Here is a 19,149-nt window from a genome sequence, read left to right as displayed (position 1 = left end):
AATGTGAATTATTATCCAACTCCTTCATCTTTTCTACTGAGTTTATTATATCACACAAACGACACCAGAACAAGTGTTCTGGTGTCGTTTGTATATTATTTTTTGTAATAGTTTATGGTAGCTACGCCAAGATATTTCCAAAATCAGATTTCAGTCAAAAACCTTTTCATTGCCGACAGGCAAGTAAATCAATTCATCTCACTCCCTATAGAGGAAGGAGAATTCTTGATGTTTTTATTAAATGAAAGGATGGGACTTGCTTCCATTGCAGGCGCCATTATTATTCTATTGTGTATCCTGCTTCTTGATCGAACCTAATCCGTAATATTATTCACACTGCGAATGTAGTCCTCAACTTCATCTGTCTCAATTTCAAGAGCTACAGCTAATTCGCTGTATAGCTTTGTTTTCGCCATTTTCATGTAACGTTCGTCTAATGATCCAACTTTTTTTCCATCACTTACACGCTCTTCATTCTTCAAATTCAGTCCTTTAATCAGTTGAATCCATTGATAAAAGTCATCGCTTCTTAATATCTCTTTGTACTTTGCTTCATTGCTGCGCTGACTTCCAAGGGCAAGCTTTTCAATTCCCGGAATCTCCTTGACCAATGTCTCTGCCTCGTCTTTGGATATTACTTTTCGTACCGGGATACGTTTACTGTTAACCAATACATAGTTTAGCCCTTTTCCATCATTTAAAGGCTGTACGATATAATACAATTTCTTCTTATCCGTCCCACCAATCTTTGTGCTGTCTACTATGTCTACTATTTGACCAACTCCACTGTTACCACTAACAATGTATTCACCTATGTTATACATCTTTCCTCCTACATTCTACTCAATCCACTAGCTCATAAATCAATTATACATCTTTTTCAATTCTAAATGTAAGAAGATTTTTTTTAGCTTAATTCAACTTTCTTTGCTTCTAATGGTTTAAACTCATTATAGAGATCATAAATATTGTGTCCTGTTGATTCTCCAAGCTCTCTTCCCTCCAGAGTGAAGGTGCGAATAAATCTCTTCCCGTCGATGCTGGACCAATGCTCCACATCCCATGTTAGATACCCATCTTCATCAGACTTTTTCCCGATTAAATGTAAATCAACCTGCCTTCCTCCTGATGCCATAAGCTCAATTAAATCTTTTTCCCCAACCTCTACTTCTTCTTTCTTTACTGTATCATACACTTTCATTTTATAAAAACCTCCTTTTAAAAAGTTATCCCCGAATCATACCCAAGTATCCTTGTACAAAAATCGCCAATACAATGAGTGGCAATATAAAGGTTAAATAAATGCGAACGCCTTTATTGTTCGGGAATTTAATACCACTCCCTGTATTTACTTCTTTAGTAAAAGAATCCCAGCCCCATCCATATCGAGTCACACAAAACATAAGATACACCAGCGATCCCAAGGGTAATAAATTGTTACTTACGATAAAATCCTCAATATCCATAATGCTTTTTCCAAACAGACTGAATCCAGCCCAGTCTGTCATACCTAGTATGCATGGAATACTTAATCCAATCAAAAGAACTCCATTCACTAATACTGATTTCTTCAATGTCCATCCCCATAAGTCTCTGGCAAATTGAATGATGTTTTGGAACACTGCAATAATGGTTGAAAGTGCTGCAAAGGTCATAAACAGGAAGAACAATGCCCCCCAAATACGTCCTCCCGGCATCTCACCGAAAACATTTGGAAGTGTTACAAAGACAAGTCCGGGACCTTGCCCTGGGTTCACACCAAAAGCAAAACACGCTGGAAATATAATAAGCCCTGCTGTAATTGCCACAAAGGTATCTAAAATCGTAACACTGATTGCTTCTCCTGTCAGACTTCTTTCTTTACCTAAATAGCTTCCAAAAATTGCCAAGGAGCCAATACCCACACTTAAAGTGAAAAATGCTTGTCCCATCGCATCAAAGATAGCATTATTAATTCCCGCTTCCATCATTTTTCCAAAGTCCGGCAGCAGATAAAATTTCAATCCTTCTGCAGCATCCTTTAGTGTAACTGCACGAATCACCAATATAATCATAATTACCAGAAGACTTACCATCATAGCTGTTGTGATTTTCTCTACCCCTTTTTGCAGCCCTCCTGAACAGATAATAAGTGCAATTACAGAAATTAAAATCATCCAAAATAGCATCTCATTACGATTCGACGTCAGCTCTCCAAATACTGCTTCAATCCCTTCTGGTGTAGCACCAACAAATTTACCTTGCAGCATTTTAAAGAAATAAGCCATCATCCAACCACCGATGGTCGTATAAAACATCATAAGTAAGTAATTCCCTGCCATAGCAAAATAGCGGTAAATATGCCACTTACTTCCCTTCGGCTCTAACTCGTCAAAAGATTTTGCCACACTCTTTTGGCTGGCCCTTCCGACTGAAAATTCCATTGCTACAATTGGCAGTCCCATCATAACTAAAAAAATCAAATACAAAAGCACAAAGGCTCCGCCGCCGTACTTTCCTGCGATAAAAGGAAATCGCCATACGTTTCCCAGTCCTATTGCGCACCCCGCTGAGATTAGGACAAATCCTAATCTCGATGAAAATTTTTCTCTCTTTTCCACTCTCATTTTCCTCTGTTTCTAATCTAATTTTTTCTTAATTTTTTGAAAGGTATCATAGCTTACAACGTGCTCAATGCCACATGCTTCCTTTTCCGCCAGCTCAGGATCTACACCAGCCCCTACAAGCATTTCCTTAAAATAGATATGCTTCTCATATACTTCCCGGCCTTTTTTCTCACCTTCCACTGTCAGTTTCAAATGTCCCTCTTCATTTACTGTCAGAAATCCATCCTCTTTCAAACCTGCAACTGCGTTACTAATACTCGGTTTTGAAAAGCCCATATGTCTTGCCAGATCAATGGAGCGCACTTCCTGGTTATTCTTGGTTAAAAGAAAAATGGCTTCCAAATAATCTTCTTTTGATGTATATAGTTTCAAATTTTTACCTCCTTGCAAATAATGTATTCAGAAATAGATTTACGCTCCGCAAATTCTCGCGCCTTTGGCGGTTGCGGAGCGTTACTTATTCCTACTTATTTTTCACATGCTTTTGATTCCCACGGCGGTGCAACCATTAAACCAATCCATACAACAGCAACACAAACCATAGACATAATACTGACAATCCCAACAATGCTGACGGATTTTGATTTTCTTTCTTTCATGTGCTAAGCCTCCTTGCGCCATAATGATATCATTATAGCACATTTTACACTTGTTGTGCAATTTCCCAGCTGGAAGCTTTCATTCTCTTGTCCCACAGTACCTTGTATCTGCCCTCACGCTTCAATAATTCCTCATGCGTTCCTCTCTCAATAATACGCTTCTCTTCCACTACAAGAATTTGATCTGCATTTTTGATGGTGGATAAACGATGAGCAATCATTATGAGGGTTTTGTTTTTGATTAGTTCATCCAATGCCATCTGAATATCATATTCATTGTCCGGATCCACACTGGCGGTTGCCTCATCTAAAATAATAATCGGAGCATCCTTTAGCATCGCTCTTGCAATCGATATCCTTTGCTTTTCTCCTCCCGAAAGTGTAGAACCACCTTCCCCGACTACTGTATCATATCCATTCTCTAGTTCCATAATAAACTCGTGGCATCTCGCTTTTTTTGCAGCCTCTCTTATCTGAACCTTCGATGCCTTTGGGTTTCCAAACTTAATATTATTTTCTATGGTGTCCGAAAAAAGATAAACATTTTGAAACACCATACTAAATTGAGATAACAATGTATCTGTTTTCAAATCCTTAATATTGGTTCCACCAAACTTTACCTCACCCTTCTGAACGTCCCAGAAGCGGACAATCAGATTCGCAATTGTGGTCTTTCCACCTCCTGAGGAACCGACCAAAGCTGTCGTACTTCCTTCCTCAATCAAGAAGTTTACATCTTTGAATTCTATTTCTCTTTTATTCCGGACTTCTTTTACACGTCCTTCCTGCATTTCCTCAACCTTACTTACATTCTCATAGCGGTTCAGCCCCGCCTCCATTACACGCACCTGTGCACTCAGTGATGCAAAAGCAATCCCTGGAGTATAAAGACTGAAAATAAAGATGAAAACTGCGATTCCCATCGAGGTATTTAACTGACCTGTTGAAATCAGATACGCAGACAAAGTAATTGTCAGTGCAATCCCAACACTAAACCAGCCTTTGTAAATAAAGTAAGGAATGGTTAGTGCCTCTTCATATCCAATGGAATGCTCTTTCGTGCTTTCAATAGCCTCTGTTACATTCTGAGCCTTTTCTTCGCCCATGTGAAAGGCTTTAATCACACCGATTCCCTGCACATACTCCAGTACCGCTCCCACAAGCTTTGATTGTTGGTATTGACGGGTCTTTGACTGTTCCTTCGAAATCTTGTCAATCCATCTGAGTAAGAATATTGCCACTAGAAAAGTGCAAAGCGTTACGAGCCCTATTCGTACATCCACATAAAATAGCATACAGGTTCCGATAAAAGAAGTAACGTATCCATTAATTACTTTATCAAGGGCATCCATTCCATGTTCTTCAATGAAGGGTAAGTCTATCGATAGGGCAGATGTCACATTCCCAAGATTCCCTTCGGTAAAAAATCCCATAGGAAAATGTCTCAGCTTTTCTCCCAGAGAGAGTCTTTCTCTTTCACAAATCTCAAAGCCAGCACCACTTTCCAGTGCATTAAACCAGTATCTTAGCACCATTCGGACCAACAACGAGCCCACGAGAACAAAACTTATCATCTTGACTTTATCCGGATTCATCGTCTGATTCAAAACGCCATCAATCGCCTGCCAGATGCAAAGGATTGGTACACTTTGCAAGATACCCTCCAAGAAACTAAGAAGGAAAGAAAGGAGCAGCATCCTTTTATATTTCCCCGAAAATTTTACCATTCTAACCACAAATCTTAACATCCTTTTCCTCCCCTTCTTTACTGGTATATTCAAAGCCGCTGGCATTTTGATACGTATTCCACATTTTCTTATAACTGCCTGATTTTTTAATCAGCTCTTCATGGGTTCCATGCTCTGTAATCTCGCCTTTGTCTAATACGAAAATTTCATCTGCCTTTGTAATCGTAGATAGTCTGTGGGCAATGACAAGCACCGTTTTTCCAATCAATAGCTGATTTAATGCCTCTTGAATTAAGTCTTCATTTTCTGCGTCAGTGCAAGACGTTGCTTCATCAAGGATTACGATTGGAGAATTCTTTAAGATTCCTCTTGCAATAGTGATTCTTTGCCTTTGTCCTCCACTTAGACGATCACCACTGTCCCCTACTTCTGTCTCATATCCCTTGGGAAGTCCCATAATAAAGTCGTGGCACTTAGCTCTTTTTGCCATTTCAATTACCTCATCATCTGTGGCTTTGGGATTTCCAATACGAATATTTTCCATAATCGTCGTATTAAACAGAAAATTGTCTTGGGAAACGTAGCTAATTTGTTCCATTAAAGCCTCCATGCTGAATTCTCTAATGTCTCTTCCTCCCAGTGTGATTCTTCCCTTATCCACATCCCAAAACCGGGTGATTAGTTTCGCAATCGTTGACTTACCTGCTCCTGATTCTCCTACAAAGGCAATCAAGCTCCCACTTCTTGTCTGGAAAGAAACATCTCTTAGCACATCTGCCGATTGATATGCAAACGTAACATGCTCGAATGCAATATCTGCGCTTTTTACCGCTGTATTTTGCTTTCCTTCTACCAGCTCCTCCTCTTCATAAAGCCCCTCAATACGCTTAAATTTCTGGGTAAGATTTGGAAATGCCGGGATAAACATAACAACACGGTTAAAGAATGGACCAAGAGCCAGACAAAGCATGAAGCTTAAGACCAGCTTTGGAAGTAAAATACTTCCTCCCAGATAAAACAACACACCAAATGGAAGCACAAATGCAATGGATGCCGGCAATACTACACCATACATAGCCATATACTTCCAGCTTGACCGATACCAGTCTAAAGTGAAATTCTTGTAGTTTTCAATAGATATTCTGTACTTTGAAAAAGAAGTGTCTCCTCTTGTAAAAATCTTGATGACTTCCATTCCTCTGATATACTGAACAATCTGATTATTCATTTCCTTGGAGCTCTGGTAATATTTAGAAAGCTTGCTTATACCTGCTCTGCTCATCATTCCAACTAAAATAATACCGATTGGCAGCACCAGTAAAGACAGTAATGCCAGACGAACATCTGCCCAAAACAGCAAAATAATTCCCGTAATCATTCCAATAATATTGGAGACTCCTTCCGGGATTGCATGAGCGAGAATCAATTCCATATCCTCAATATTCTCTACAAATATCTTCTTTAATTCTCCGCTTCCATAAACATTTATCTTCCCCATGGAAAGCTTCATAAGCTTTTCGGCTGCCTTCTTTCTCATTCCCATCAATGTCGTATACGCAAGTTCATGAGAATACCGAAGTCCGAACTCATTCGTTATGTTCTTAAGGAGCAAGCTAATTAATGCAATTCCTCCTAAGGTTAAAATCTGTTCCACTCCTAATTTTCCTTCAATGATTAGATGTATAAATTGATAAATCACATAATAAGGTATGATGCTGAATAAAGTGCTAATCGTTAGAAGAATCACTGCCCTTCCCATAAGAGCTGTTCCTTTTTCTGCAAAGGAATACACCTTTTTAAAAATATTCATAATTAAAAACTCATCCTTTCTACTATTTTTCACCAAGGATAAATCCTTTTTTTATGAAAAACAATAGATTGGATGAGTTGTTGGCTTTTCAAACAAAAAATGGAACTAATCAAAGACTTTTTTTAAAATCCTTCGGGCAAAACCCAGTGTTTTCCTTGAACACCTTTGACAGTGCTCCCTGGGTTTTGTACCCTACCATAGAAGCAATGTTACTGATTGGATATCTTCCTGTTATAAGCAATTCTTTTGCCTTCTCAATACGTATACTCCGGATGTATTCCGAAATATTTACACCATAGGTTTCCTTAAAGGAATATTTCAATTTACTCACACTCATACAACTGATCTTTGATAAAGTTTCAAGAGACAGATCCTTTTGATAGTTTTCTCTTAAATACTTTTCCAGCACCATCAGCTCTTCCCGATTAGGTTTTTGAGACACTCCTTTCTTTTCTTTTGCATTTGCAAGCACAATCGCTACCGCCTCATTGACCTTTCCTTGAAAATAGAGTGGTGTCCCTGCCCCTTCAATTCTACATCGTTCAATTTGACGTAATACCAAAAGGAGTTCTGGTATATTGGGAGATTCATTTACATACAAAAAAGCCTCCTTTAGTGCCTCGAAGCCACCTGGCAGAATATCTGCCAAATACATGTCATAATACTCTGGCATAATATTAATTGCCACTCCTGAAATCGGTTTGTCACTTTTGTATTTCGCTGTATAAGTTCCTGCTCCCCCTATAAAGGCTCCGGTTTTCCCTTCTATAAAATCTTTTGTATGAATGGAATCATAATAATAGATTCCTACAAAATCATAAATCGGGAAGCTCTTAACCATGTCTGCTTTCAGTTCAATATCACTGATTGTTATTGTAAATAAATCTTTCTCCGTATACAGCCAATAATTCATCTCCCTTCATCATTTTGGGACTGATGCTAATCATTGCTCTTGGTGTTCTTCTTGCAAAGGATATGAGAACCGTTCACTTGCTGATGACGGAAACCATCCTTATTTTTCTCTATTACAAGGAGTATCGAAAAGCCTTAAAATACCTTTTACTGTATCTGATTTTATTGGGGCTCTTATACATACTTCCAGAAAAAGCGGGCACAGGAAAATATATGTTCCTCTTGTTTCTTCGTATGTACCCCATGTTTTCAATTGCTTCTCTTTTCGCTTCTACTCCTGTCAATTTAATTATGATGGAAGGGGAAAAATATCATTTACCCAAGAAGATTCTCTGGATGATATGCATCTTATTCCGGTTTCTTTCTCTTATCCGGTTGGAAATAAAAGACATTATTTTAGGAATGCGCTCCAGAGGAATTTTTCCCTTCACCTACGAAGGTATCGTCCTTCCTCTCATCGTGCGAAGTCTCCGTCTCTCTGAAGAATTAACATGCGCTGCGCGCTTTCGGGGAATGGAAGCAGAAGGAAAGAGAATCTGCATTTATGAACGAAAGACAATTCGAAAAGATCAGGTTGCCTTCTTCCTTTTTGCAGGAATCGAAGTCGCCATCTTTCAAATGGGAGTAATATTATGATTGAATTAAAAAATGTCTCCTTTTCTTATGAGGAGAAGCAACGTAACCAAGACTCCATTCAAAATATGGATTTCTATATTAAGGAAGGTGAATGCATCGTTTTCTGTGGTCCCTCCGGCTGTGGAAAAAGCACTGTGCTAAGACTGATTAGCGGATTGATTCCTTCCGTCTATGATGGAACAAAGACCGGCAGTGTTCTGGTACAAGGTATTCCTATTGAATCCTATACCTCTAATATGACTGCCTCTACCTTTGGTATGGTGCTTCAAGATCCACGCAGTCAGTTCTTCATGAATAACGTTCTGTGTGAACTCTCCTTTGCCGGAGAGAATTTAGGAATCCACAAGGAAGTAATCCTGAATCGAATTCAAACCTTGAGTGCACAATTAAACATCACCCACCTGCTCTCCCAGGATATTAATCATCTCTCCAGTGGTGAGAAACAGCGTGTTGCCATTGCATCTGCCATGCTTCTATCTCCTTCTATTTTATTATTGGATGAACCTACCGCAAATCTGGATGCTGCCTCTGTAAAGGAGCTGGTTCATTTATTAATTGATTTAAAAAAAGATGGTATTACCATCATCATCAGTGATCACCGACTACACCCTTTTCTCCCGGTTGCTGACCGCTATCTTTTTATAGAAGATGGTTTGCTGAAAAAGGAATGGCTTGCGGATGAGTTTTCCTCTTTATCTTTGGATGCTGCCAGACGTTATGGTTTGCGCCACAAAGAAATGGAGCAGGATTTCCCAAATTCCTCGGAGCGGAATGAATTATCCCTGGAAAATATTGGATTTTATTACAAAAAAGCTTTGCCCGTTCATGTGAACACTTGTCTTGGACTGGAATCCGGCAAAGTATGCTTTATTACTGGTGAAAACGGTGTTGGAAAGACCACCCTTGCTAAAATTCTATGTGGACTTCTAAAAGAGAAAAGCGGGCAGGTTACCTATAAAAACCAGAGGCTCTCCCGGAAAAAGAGACGCTCCCTTAGCTATTTTGTTATGCAGGATGCAGACTATCAGCTTTATACCGATAGTGTTGGAAATGAACTACTTTTAGGAAGGAAAGCTACTGATGCGATAAAGGCAAGAGCATATAAAGCTCTAGACCTCTTTCAGTTAACACATCTAAAAGAAAAACACCCTGCTGCTCTCTCTGGTGGAGAAAAACAGAGGCTGACTCTTGCTTGTGCTTACTGTACTGATGCAAAAATAATTGTGTTAGATGAGCCTACCAGTGGCCTGGATTATCATAATGTAAAGCGAGTAGCGACATTTATTCAGGAATTATTATCTGAAGGCCGCATGGTTGCCATTATTACCCATGACAAAGTGCTTTCGGGACTCTTATCTTAAACCCCTTCTTTGATGAGAGCCTTCGCTGCTCTCATCATCACTGCAGCCGCAACCGTAATCACACCGGTTCCAATCAATAAGATTTCTACTGAAACCACATCGGCCAATGGCCCGAAAATCACCATTCCCAGTGGCATCATGGCGGTGTTAATCATCGTCATTACGCCAAATACCCTCCCCATATAATCCGGGTCTACCTTTTCTTGTAAAAGCGTCATGGCCGGAGTGTTTAAAATCGGCATCGCCAGACCAAAAGCTCCCATGATAATGGTATAAGGAAAGAATGGCATAGGAATCCCAAGTCCAATCGTACACATGCCCATAATCAATGCAGCTGCTATCATCGTGGTGACTTTATTTTTAAATCCACTCCATATCGTGATAAGGATTCCACCAACAATCATTCCCACAGAAAATGCTACTTCGATTGCAGAAAGTCTCCAATACCCATCTCCGTAATTACGCACCACTTGAATTGGAGTTAAAAAGGCTGCTGGAGCCATCATGATAAAAAATATCAAGCAAAACAAGAAAAACTCCATTAAAAATCTTGTGTTTCTAATATAGCGAACCCCAAGCTTTATATCCTGAAAAAAATCACTTGCCTTCTTATCTATTCGCTCTTTTTGAGGAAGAACAAATGCAGTTACCATAATAGTAACCCCTATCATTGCCGTTATAATGTCTACAAAAAAGATTACCCCAAGAGGTGCAATCGGCAAAAGTGCCGCTCCAAGCATGGGAGATGCCAGAGTAAAAACGGACTGTAGGGTTCCGTTAATCCCATTGATTCGCGCCAGATGCTCCGGAGGCACAATATCCGGAAGCATTGCCCCCACACAAGGTGTTTGTATGGCTCCTCCAACCGCTCGAATAATCAGTGCAATGAAAAGATATGCGATGGATTCCTTTCCCATTAAAAATGCAATAGCAACTCCCAGGGTACAAAGCGCTATTCCCGCATCCGAAAGGACAATCAACATCTTTCGATTATATTTATCTGCCCACACTCCTCCCACTGGTGACAAGAAAAACATGGGAAGGATTGCGCAAATAATTGATAGGGTGGCATATAAGCCGGATTTCGTTGTTACTGTAATATAAGAAGTTATGGCAAACTGCACAACCGATGAGCCAAAAAGGCTGATGGATTGGCTTGCCAAAAAGATAATCGTGTTTCGTTTCCAATTGTATTTCATAAAATACTCCCTAGTCTAAAATTATAAGATTATGATATAGAACACCCAAGATATATTCGTCTATCTTTTTGAGTATATACTATTTCGCTTTTCATGAAAACTCTTATTAACATCGTTCGTAAAAAACTCAATTCTCATAAAAAACTCTTAAACTTCATGAAAATTTATTCGTACATTATGATATAATATTCTCGTAAAAATGAATAAAGAAAGGAAAAATGAGAATGATGACAAAAAGAATTGCAGCGATTTGTTCGGCACTCATAGTCGGATTAATGCCTGTCGTTGCGAGTGATATCAATGTTGCATTGGCAAATGAAGAAGTCACTGTAACGGAAGATGCGTCGGATACATCTGCTTTAAGTGACGTTTCCTCTGAAGTAGAGGATGAACAAGATCTCCAGCAGCAGATGAGTATAGAAGCTGATGTGCCGCTTCACCCTCAAAGTGTGGCAGGTTCAATTGATATGAATGAGATTTTTTCCAGCTGGATCAATTATCCAGGCAGTGCCCTCGGCTATGCTTATGATGCAAAATGGTCTTACGATGCTGCCGCCGGATTAAATACGGATGCAAATGTAGGTTGGACCGGTTTTTACAATCCTGCCATTACAGATTTTACCACTGGCGTATTTGAATTTGAAATGCAAACCCGCAATTTTGATCCCTTAGGATTTGCCTGGGGAATGCAGACTGGAGGAACCGCAACGAACCCCACTTACTCTTTTTATGCTTTTGAAGAATGCGGCCATGGAAAGTGGTCCGTTGCCTATATTAATGATTGGCGACCGGCCGATTCGATTCGCTCTCATCAAGGTCCGTTGTATCACGGTACAATTGATGCCCGTGACGGCCAATACAGTGATCATAATGGCGGAACCGGAAAGGTAGGCTTTGCAACGGGAACAGTTCTTAAGTGTGGTGATATGCCAGCAAACATTGGCAGCGCATATACGCAGCACCGTGTAAAGATTGCTGTGAAGGAATCCAGTGTGAACATTTATTTGGATGACACCTTGCTGACCACCGTTACAGCGGCCGTTAAAGCCGGCAGCTTCGGTCCATTTGCAACGAGTAATCCGGATGCACACTTTATGGGTCTATCCTTTACGACCTCCAGCAAAGATGTATTGAATCCTAAATTCGAATATCATAATGCCAAAGGTGAAAAGGTGGCAGAAACATATGTGGCATCTCCTGTAACAACACCTGATTTATCAACCTGTGAGAACTCACCAATTACAACGAGAGTATGGACCGTTTATAAGGATGGAGCCGAAGTTTATACGGGTGATTCTCCTTATTCCGATTACCATCTGGCAGCAGGAACTTATGAGACTTCTTTGATTGTGATTAATGCCAACGGTATCCAGTCAACTGAGTATCGGGATACCTTAGTTGTCAAGCCACACAGTGTTGAAACAACAACCGAGGAATCAAGTGTAAGCTCAACACCACAAACACCCGTTGCAGCTACCCCTAAGCCTGCATCGGTGAAACAGAAAGCAGTACAAACTGGAGATTCTGCAAGGCCTGTGGACATGATATCTCTGCTCGCTCTGTCCGGCGGATTTATTATTTTTATTCTTAAAAGAAAATTCAAATAATTTATAAAAAGCGGCTCGACACCAAATGCTGGCGTTGAGTCGCTTTTATACGTACTGGAATCAATCTTTCCGATACTCTTCTCCCCAATCTCTCATTTCATCAATCACCTTATACAATCTTCTCCCTATGTCCGTCAATTCATATTCTACACGCACCGGAACTTCGGGGTATACTGTCCTTGTTATAATCCCATCTTCTTCCAGTGCTCTTAGATTATCCGTTAATATTTTCTGGCTGATATTAGGAAGCAATCTTTTTAATTCATTGAATCTCTTTTTTCCTTCTAACAAATGATGTATGATAATCGGCTTCCATTTATTACCTATCAGCTGTACGGTTAACTCTATCGGACAGTCCATCTGCGTTTGCTCCATATTTCCATCTCCTTCTTACAGGTTACCAAAAGGTACCTGGGTTACAAAAAAGTGCCTACTTGCATTTAGTTACTAATGGTAGTATATTACAGATATACAAAATAATCAATAAAAAAGGAGTTGTTAATTATGATTAGATATTTAGATAGTTCTAACTATGGCAGAAGTAATTTAGGCTGGCTAAACAGTCGATTCCACTTCTCTTTTGCTGGATACTACAATCCTGATAATATAAGATTTGGTGCCTTAAGAGTAATGAATGATGATTTAGTACAACCTGGAACAGGATTTGATACACATCCTCACAAAGATATGGAGATTATCTCCTATGTTGTAGATGGAGAGTTGACACATAAAGACAGTATGGGAAATGAGCATTCTCTTTCCAGAGGCCAGGTACAGTATATGAGTGCTGGAACAGGTGTGTATCATAGCGAGTATAACCATCATGATACGGATATCCTTCGCTTCCTGCAAATTTGGATTTTACCAGATCAAGCCAACCATGCACCAAACTACGGAGACTTTCGTTTCAACTGGGAAGCAAGAAAAAATGCGTGGCTCCCTATTGCTTCCGGTGATGGTGATGTGAATTTCCCGATACAGATACATCAGGACATTCATATGTATGCTACTGAAATCGATGCCGGTAAGTCCCAGTCCTTTATCGTAAATGAAGGCAGACAAGCTTACCTGGTTCTTATAGAAGGGGCGGCAAAAGTAGGAGACATTAACATGAAAATGCGGGATGCTCTTGAAATCACTGAAGAAAGCATCACTATAGAAGCAGAAGAAAATGCCCATTTTCTTATTATAGAAATGAAGAAGGACTCAACCAGAGACTAGTCAAAAACCCCGAAACCTTATTCTTAGGATAGGTTATCGGGGTTTTAATTTTATTATTTTAATGCAATATACATATGAATAGTAGCATTATCCATAGATTCATCCTGGTACTCTTCAAAGTCACAAGTATAAGCCCTTGGTAAATCCATTTTCCAAAGCTTCTGCCAAAAATCCGCTACCGCCTGAACCATATCTCCCTGAACAACAAACTTTGCATAAGATCCAGCCGGTATTCTACGAAATACCACATTTTCATTTGACTCTTCCTTCTCTACCTCACAGGCAACTACAATCGTATAATCTCCAGACTCATCCCTTGCGTAATCTGTATAGATTCCGAGTGCTTTTTTGTTTGACTTATTGGGAATGGATTCATGGATCCCTTTTTCGTAGAAATCTCGCCAAAGTCCGCCTATGACCATGTTCATATCTGGAGAAGCATTATTCGTTCTGCTTTCCACTCCTGCCACTATTTTTTCTTTCAGTTTTATCACTTCATATTCCATATCTTCTTACCTCTTTTCTTTTTGAGATAAGATTACCATGGGAATCACGACATCTGTATGTCATCTTTGATAAATTTCTATTATTTGATTAATAATATCTTTAAATTCATTCCGTATTTCCTCCGGCTCCAGAATCTCCACTTCATTTCGGAAGGTTAACAGCCATGAGAACATTCCCTCTTTTTCAGCAAAGGTATACTCAAATAATAATTTCCCATTTTCCAGTTCTTGGAAAGTTTCTACTCCATATTCATCAATTAGACGCCATTTGACTGCTGGTGAAAATAGTGCCGTAAGATGGATATTTCTTCCATACACATAATCGTTCCTATACGCTTCTTCTGTCATTCTCCTTGGAACAAAGCTGTCTTCCTCAACCTTTACTCCTGTCATTCTGTTGAGCTTAAACAAACGAAAGTCGCCTTTCCCAAGACAGAAACCTTTCACATACCATGAAGACCATTTAAATACCAGTATATAAGGCTCAATCCTACGGAAGCTCTCACCTGTTGGCCCATGATAGGTAAATGAGAGTATGTGCTTCTTCTCAATACAGCTTTGAATACTTTCAATCTTTGGTGCCAGACTTTGTTTATACCACGAAGACAAATCAATGGAGATATGATTGTTTGATGTCAGAACAGAGGAAGTTCCCACTTTCAACTTTTCCATAAGCTGTTGGTACCGGTTCGTTCCTGATACACTGTCCAAACTTTTTAATCCTGCCAAAATAGCTTGCATGTCAAAGGAGGTCAGCAATGTTCTGTCAATCTTATATCCCTCCATTATGGAGATACCTCCATTTTGTCCCTGGGTTGTAACAATCGGTATTCCAGCCATACAAAGATCTATAACATCTCTATTAATTGTTCTTCTGGAAACCTCGAATTTTTCCGCAAGACTTGGTGCTGTCACCTTCTCATTTTGCAATAAAATGGATAAAATTCCTATCAGACGGTCAATCTTCATTTTTCTTCCTTTTCCTAAACCTGAAATCAAGTACTGCTCCAAAACCCATCACCAATACAAACACAATCATAAAATCGATAATATCTTTTCCATGGGCAAAATAAGTTGCATATATCATAAACAAACAGGATAATACTCCCAATGAAGGCATTACAAATCTCTTTAGAATTGAAAACTCCTTCTCTTTTCTCATAAATTGAATAAACATCGGTATGTAAAATACGTATAAAGCTACGATTGGAAGCTCCGAAGAATCAAATCCAAAGTCTCCAAAAAGCTGATCTGTCAAGTTTGATCCATAGAAGAAAAACAACCATAAGGATGTTAAAAACAATCCCATTATTCCAGAATTAGCTGGCATATCTGTGGTTGGATCAATCTGCTGAAACGTATTCGGTTTCAATCCCATCCCCCTTGCTGCCAAAGCATAGGTCCCTCTGGTTGTTCCCATCATAAGGCCATTTAATGTCCCAAGACAGGAAATTATGACAAAGAGAAACAACAGGTTTCCGAAAGGACCAAAGATATTTTTGAAAGCCATCAGTACTCCTTCTTCTCCCATTTCCATCATCAGCTGATTTGGCAATGCTCCTGCCAGGCCCACATAATACAGAATATAAACCGCTATGATAATAAGCGTTCCCAACGTCAACGCAATTGAAAGATTCTTTTTGGCATCTTTCAATTCTGCATTAATACTAGTTGCTACAATCCATCCTTCATAGGCAAACGCGGTAGAAACAACTGCAGTAAACAGCGGATTCCCTTCTACATCTGCCGAAACAACAGTAGTAAAATTCTCAATCATCACTCCGTTTTTCAGTCCTATTATTGTCCCGATAAGTGCCATTCCCAGCAGTGGTACCAACTTAATAAATGTAGTAGAAACCTGAAATTTTCCAGCTAGAATTGGAGACAAGAGATTCATTGCACAGACAGCAATCAAGTATACACCTGCAATTGTCATGCACTCTCCTCCTGAAATAGGAATTCCCAAAAAAGTGCAAGTATACCTGGCCGATACCCATGCAAGAACCGACGTGATAGCCGGATAATAAATGAAACTCAGAAACCAACCTACATAATAAGCATATTTTTTGCCCACCGTTACCTCTGCATAGTCTACCACTCCATTGACAAACTCATATTTTGAAGCCATAGACGCAAAAACATTCGCACAGATTATCATAATAAGTCCCCCGATAACCCAAGCTAAAATGCCCAAGGGTAAATCTCCCCCTGTGGCATTTAGAATCAGTTCGGCCTTAAAAAAGACTCCACTGCCAATTACAATACCAATCACCAATGTAATGGCGGTCAGTAATCCATATTTCTTTTTCACTCAATGACACCCTTTCTGTCCATTTCCCCTTATTTACCCGAAGGCATAAATGGCGATAGTACCTCTGCAAGAGATTGTACATTTCTTGTCTGCAGCAATACCTTTCCTACTCCTCTGAACTCATTTACAAGACCTTCCCCACTGGTAAATCCAAAAGCTCCTGAGGCCACCTTAATTTCATAATCTAATTCTCTGCTCCAGGCAACAACATGTGTGTTGTCTGCAATAAATGGTCTGCTGCCATCTAAATCAAACTCCATAATATCCCCATAAGCTGTTACCAGCATCGTTCCACTTCCTTTTGTTTCCATAATAAAGAATCCGCCCGTTCCCCCAAACATGGCCTTTCCAAAGCTCTGTCTTTTCATCTCGTAAGTAACAGACGCATCTCCTGCAAGGAATGAAGAATCGTTAATTCTCCATTGTTTTTCACCGATTGGAAGTTCTCTGATTACTCCCGGTGCTCCCGGTGCAATCCCAATAATTCCATCATCTGTCATCCCTGTAACCGAAGTAATGAACATGCTTTCTCCACTTACTGCTGAGCGGCCGATTGCTTTGACTAAACCACCTAATCCACCAGAGCCATTGCTGTTCATCTTCCCTTCTAAAGAGATTCCACCGTTGTGGTAAACCATAGCCCCACGCTCGATCCGAATTTCTTCACCTCTTGAAAGTGCTATCTCTGCCAGTTGAAATGCTGTGCTGTCTGTCAATTTGTACTTCATACTAAGTCTCCTTTTCTCTTAAAATTCTAGTTGTTTGCTCCTGCCCACTTGATACACACCTCTCGTTGTAATTCGTACTTCCGGAATGACTGGAAGTGCCAGAAATGACAAGGTAATAAATGGATCCACACCCTTTGGAACCCCCATATTCCTTAACGCATCTATCATCAGAGAAAGATTCTTTGAAACCTCCTCATGATTTCTGTTGCTCATTAATCCCATAATAGGAAGATCTAATCGATGTACTACTTTTCCCCCACTTACAATTACATATCCTCCTCCGCTTTTCTCCAATTCTTTAGCCGCCAGATACATATCATTATCATTATCACCTATCATCACAAGATTATGGGAATCGTGGCTAAAGGTTGTTGCAACTGCACCACCTTTTATACCGTATCCCTTACAGATTCCTACTCCGATTTTCCCTGTATTATGGTGACGCTCTACAACTGCAACCTTGTTATAAATCGCATTTTCAGTAAATACATCTCCATTCCTTGGCACTTCTTCCAAACTAAGTGCTGTTTGTATTTGATTCTCAATCAAATTAATAATCGGTGCCTTTGTTTTGGTCAATTTCAGCTTAAGATCTTTCTTTCGAAACTTTTCAATATGTACCGTATTAAGAAGCTGTTTGGATGGTTCTTCTATTTTACCATGATTTTCTCTGGAAATAGGCTCGCCCTTATGGAAAACCGCTTCAATTTCTACCCTTTCTAAATCCGAAAGTATTACCAAATCAGCCTGATATCCTGGCGCAATTGCACCTAAGTGTTTGAGTCCATAGATTTTTGCTCCGTGATATGTAGCCATTGTTATCGCATCAACCGGCTTCATTCCCAACTCTATTGCTCTTTTAATATTATAGCTGATATGTCCTTCTTTATTAATATCATCAATATGCTTATCATCCGTACAGAAGGCAAAGTCGGAAGTTGATATTCCTTCCTTTAAAATTCCCTTTACGATTGCATCCAAATTTTTCGCGGCAGTTCCTTCACGTATCAACACGGAAATTCCCGCCCTTGCTTCCATCCGCGCAGTTTCAAAGTCAATACACTCATGATCCGTTTCAATCCCTGCCAATCGATAACACATAATTTCCTTTTCAGACAAAAAACCTGCATGGCCATCAATCGTTTTATCTTTAAATACCTCAATCTTTTCAAGCATTTCGTCTTTTCCATCCAAGACGCTTTGTATATCCATGACCTCACCAAGACCAAGAATTCTTTCATTGTCTTTATAGGAAAGCATATCCTTTGCCAGTATCACCGCTCCATTATCTTCTGTCTCAATTGCCGGTACACAGGATGGCATCATCACGTAGACATTAGCCGCTGCGTCCTTTGTTGCATCCAGCATATAATTGATTCCCTCCAGCCCTGCTACATTTGCGGCTTCGTGGGGATCTACTACAAAGGTGGTTGTCCCCCATTTTGAGGCCTCTTCGATTAACTGCACTGGAGATACTAAGGTGGACTCCAAGTGAAGATGGCTGTCAATAAACCCTGGACATATCACCTTTCCTGTTGCATCAATCTCTTTTTCGCCTTGATAATTGCCTACACCTATAATCATCCCACCGGCAAGTGCAACGTCTGCTTTGTATATTTCTTTGGTGAAAACATTTACGATGCTTCCGCCCTTTATCACTGTTTCTGCCTTTTTTATTCCCAAAGACATTTCATTATATTTCTTCATAACATACCTCTTTCAAAAATTATCTCTATTCTATCATTTTTTCATACCGATTACTATTTATCTTATATGAAAAAAGGATAAAATGTAGTCTTATTAATTGCCATTAATATTTTTGACATCTTGACCTAAAGCTTATTTATGCTATAATACTTGTAGAGGATAGCGGCGATGATCAGCTATCGTAGCGTTGAAGCAGTTGACTGTGTCGGTATGCAGCCAGCTGTGGAGCTGAATCGTGGGTTATGCGGCAACCACAAA

Annotated in this window: 19 protein-coding genes; 4 read left to right on the top strand and 15 right to left on the bottom strand. The window is 39.7% G+C overall.

Annotated features, from left to right (window positions below):
- Positions 1 to 314 precede the first annotated feature (314 nt).
- The 8 genes from NHH15_RS13015 to NHH15_RS12980 all read right to left on the bottom strand — a co-directional run bounded on the left by NHH15_RS13015 (position 315) and on the right by NHH15_RS12980 (position 7,616).
- Positions 315 to 824 carry a CarD family transcriptional regulator gene (locus tag NHH15_RS13015; RefSeq protein ID WP_262067089.1) on the bottom strand — a complete coding sequence of 170 codons (510 nt, stop codon included), beginning with the start codon at positions 822 to 824 and terminating at the stop codon, positions 315 to 317.
- Positions 825 to 907: 83 nt separating this feature from the next.
- A complete protein-coding gene (locus NHH15_RS13010; protein WP_262067088.1) occupies positions 908 to 1,201 on the bottom strand; it encodes a hypothetical protein in 294 nt (97 codons plus the stop codon).
- A gap of 25 nt (positions 1,202 to 1,226) precedes the next feature.
- Positions 1,227 to 2,600 carry a sodium-dependent transporter gene (locus tag NHH15_RS13005; RefSeq protein WP_262067087.1) on the bottom strand — a complete coding sequence of 458 codons (1,374 nt, stop codon included), beginning with the start codon at positions 2,598 to 2,600 and terminating at the stop codon, positions 1,227 to 1,229.
- Between the two features lie 18 nt (positions 2,601 to 2,618).
- Entirely contained in the window at positions 2,619 to 2,978 is a 360-nt protein-coding gene (locus NHH15_RS13000; RefSeq protein ID WP_262067086.1) for a metal-dependent transcriptional regulator, read from the bottom strand.
- Between the two features lie 95 nt (positions 2,979 to 3,073).
- Positions 3,074 to 3,205 carry a hypothetical protein gene (locus NHH15_RS12995; protein ID WP_262067085.1) on the bottom strand — a complete coding sequence of 44 codons (132 nt, stop codon included), beginning with the start codon at positions 3,203 to 3,205 and terminating at the stop codon, positions 3,074 to 3,076.
- A 44-nt stretch (positions 3,206 to 3,249) separates the two neighbouring features.
- Positions 3,250 to 4,953: an ABC transporter ATP-binding protein gene (locus tag NHH15_RS12990; protein WP_262067084.1), complete on the bottom strand. Its 1,704-nt coding sequence runs from the start codon at positions 4,951 to 4,953 to the stop codon at positions 3,250 to 3,252.
- Positions 4,934 to 6,703: an ABC transporter ATP-binding protein gene (locus tag NHH15_RS12985; protein ID WP_262067083.1), complete on the bottom strand. Its 1,770-nt coding sequence runs from the start codon at positions 6,701 to 6,703 to the stop codon at positions 4,934 to 4,936. The genes NHH15_RS12990 and NHH15_RS12985 overlap by 20 nt, the downstream gene beginning before the upstream one ends.
- A 109-nt stretch (positions 6,704 to 6,812) precedes the next feature.
- Positions 6,813 to 7,616, bottom strand: a complete 804-nt coding sequence (locus tag NHH15_RS12980; RefSeq protein WP_262067082.1) for a helix-turn-helix domain-containing protein — start codon at positions 7,614 to 7,616, stop codon at positions 6,813 to 6,815.
- A gap of 23 nt (positions 7,617 to 7,639) precedes the next feature.
- Between NHH15_RS12980 and NHH15_RS12975 the strand changes: the two genes are divergently transcribed.
- Together NHH15_RS12975 and NHH15_RS12970 are read left to right on the top strand one after the other, a co-directional pair.
- Positions 7,640 to 8,251, top strand: a complete 612-nt coding sequence (locus NHH15_RS12975; RefSeq protein WP_262067081.1) for an energy-coupling factor transporter transmembrane component T family protein — start codon at positions 7,640 to 7,642, stop codon at positions 8,249 to 8,251.
- On the top strand, positions 8,248 to 9,612 hold the full coding sequence (locus tag NHH15_RS12970) for an ABC transporter ATP-binding protein (RefSeq protein WP_262067080.1): 1,365 nt from the start codon (positions 8,248 to 8,250) through the stop codon (positions 9,610 to 9,612). The genes NHH15_RS12975 and NHH15_RS12970 overlap by 4 nt, the downstream gene beginning before the upstream one ends.
- Here NHH15_RS12970 and NHH15_RS12965 read toward each other — a convergent pair.
- A complete protein-coding gene (locus NHH15_RS12965) occupies positions 9,609 to 10,811 on the bottom strand; it encodes an MFS transporter (RefSeq protein WP_262067079.1) in 1,203 nt (400 codons plus the stop codon). The genes NHH15_RS12970 and NHH15_RS12965 overlap by 4 nt on opposite strands.
- Before the next feature lie 224 nt (positions 10,812 to 11,035).
- Here NHH15_RS12965 and NHH15_RS12960 point away from each other — a divergent pair, with 224 nt between their 5' ends.
- A complete protein-coding gene (locus NHH15_RS12960; RefSeq protein WP_262067078.1) occupies positions 11,036 to 12,418 on the top strand; it encodes a hypothetical protein in 1,383 nt (460 codons plus the stop codon).
- Between the two features lie 60 nt (positions 12,419 to 12,478).
- On the opposite strand, the gene NHH15_RS12955 is transcribed toward NHH15_RS12960, so the two are convergent.
- Positions 12,479 to 12,793 (bottom strand): winged helix-turn-helix transcriptional regulator, encoded by a 315-nt coding sequence (locus NHH15_RS12955; RefSeq protein ID WP_262067077.1) that lies wholly within the window; start codon positions 12,791 to 12,793, stop codon positions 12,479 to 12,481.
- A 129-nt stretch (positions 12,794 to 12,922) separates the two neighbouring features.
- On the opposite strand from NHH15_RS12955, the gene NHH15_RS12950 reads away from it, so the two are divergent.
- Positions 12,923 to 13,639, top strand: coding sequence for a pirin family protein (locus NHH15_RS12950; protein WP_262067076.1), 717 nt, complete (start codon positions 12,923 to 12,925; stop codon positions 13,637 to 13,639).
- Between the two features lie 53 nt (positions 13,640 to 13,692).
- Here NHH15_RS12950 and NHH15_RS12945 read toward each other — a convergent pair whose 3' ends face one another.
- The 5 genes from NHH15_RS12945 to ade are packed head-to-tail and all read right to left on the bottom strand — an operon-like array spanning position 13,693 to position 18,891.
- A complete protein-coding gene (locus NHH15_RS12945) occupies positions 13,693 to 14,145 on the bottom strand; it encodes a GyrI-like domain-containing protein (RefSeq protein ID WP_262067075.1) in 453 nt (150 codons plus the stop codon).
- Positions 14,146 to 14,205: 60 nt separating this feature from the next.
- On the bottom strand, positions 14,206 to 15,114 hold the full coding sequence (locus NHH15_RS12940) for a helix-turn-helix transcriptional regulator (RefSeq protein ID WP_262067074.1): 909 nt from the start codon (positions 15,112 to 15,114) through the stop codon (positions 14,206 to 14,208).
- Positions 15,104 to 16,456, bottom strand: coding sequence for an APC family permease (locus tag NHH15_RS12935; protein ID WP_262067073.1), 1,353 nt, complete (start codon positions 16,454 to 16,456; stop codon positions 15,104 to 15,106). Before NHH15_RS12935 ends, NHH15_RS12940 begins: the two co-directional genes overlap by 11 nt.
- Before the next feature lie 29 nt (positions 16,457 to 16,485).
- Positions 16,486 to 17,184 carry a TIGR00266 family protein gene (locus tag NHH15_RS12930; protein WP_262067072.1) on the bottom strand — a complete coding sequence of 233 codons (699 nt, stop codon included), beginning with the start codon at positions 17,182 to 17,184 and terminating at the stop codon, positions 16,486 to 16,488.
- Between the two features lie 18 nt (positions 17,185 to 17,202).
- Positions 17,203 to 18,891, bottom strand: a complete 1,689-nt coding sequence (gene ade, locus NHH15_RS12925) for an adenine deaminase (protein WP_262067071.1) — start codon at positions 18,889 to 18,891, stop codon at positions 17,203 to 17,205.
- Positions 18,892 to 19,149 lie beyond the last annotated feature (258 nt).

Origin of the sequence: Aequitasia blattaphilus (assembly GCF_024721305.1) — a bacterium.
Classification (GTDB): Bacteria; Bacillota; Clostridia; order Lachnospirales; family Lachnospiraceae; genus Aequitasia; species Aequitasia blattaphila.
The sequence above is the reverse complement of the archived record's forward strand: the minus strand, read 5'-3'. Positions and strand labels throughout refer to the sequence as shown.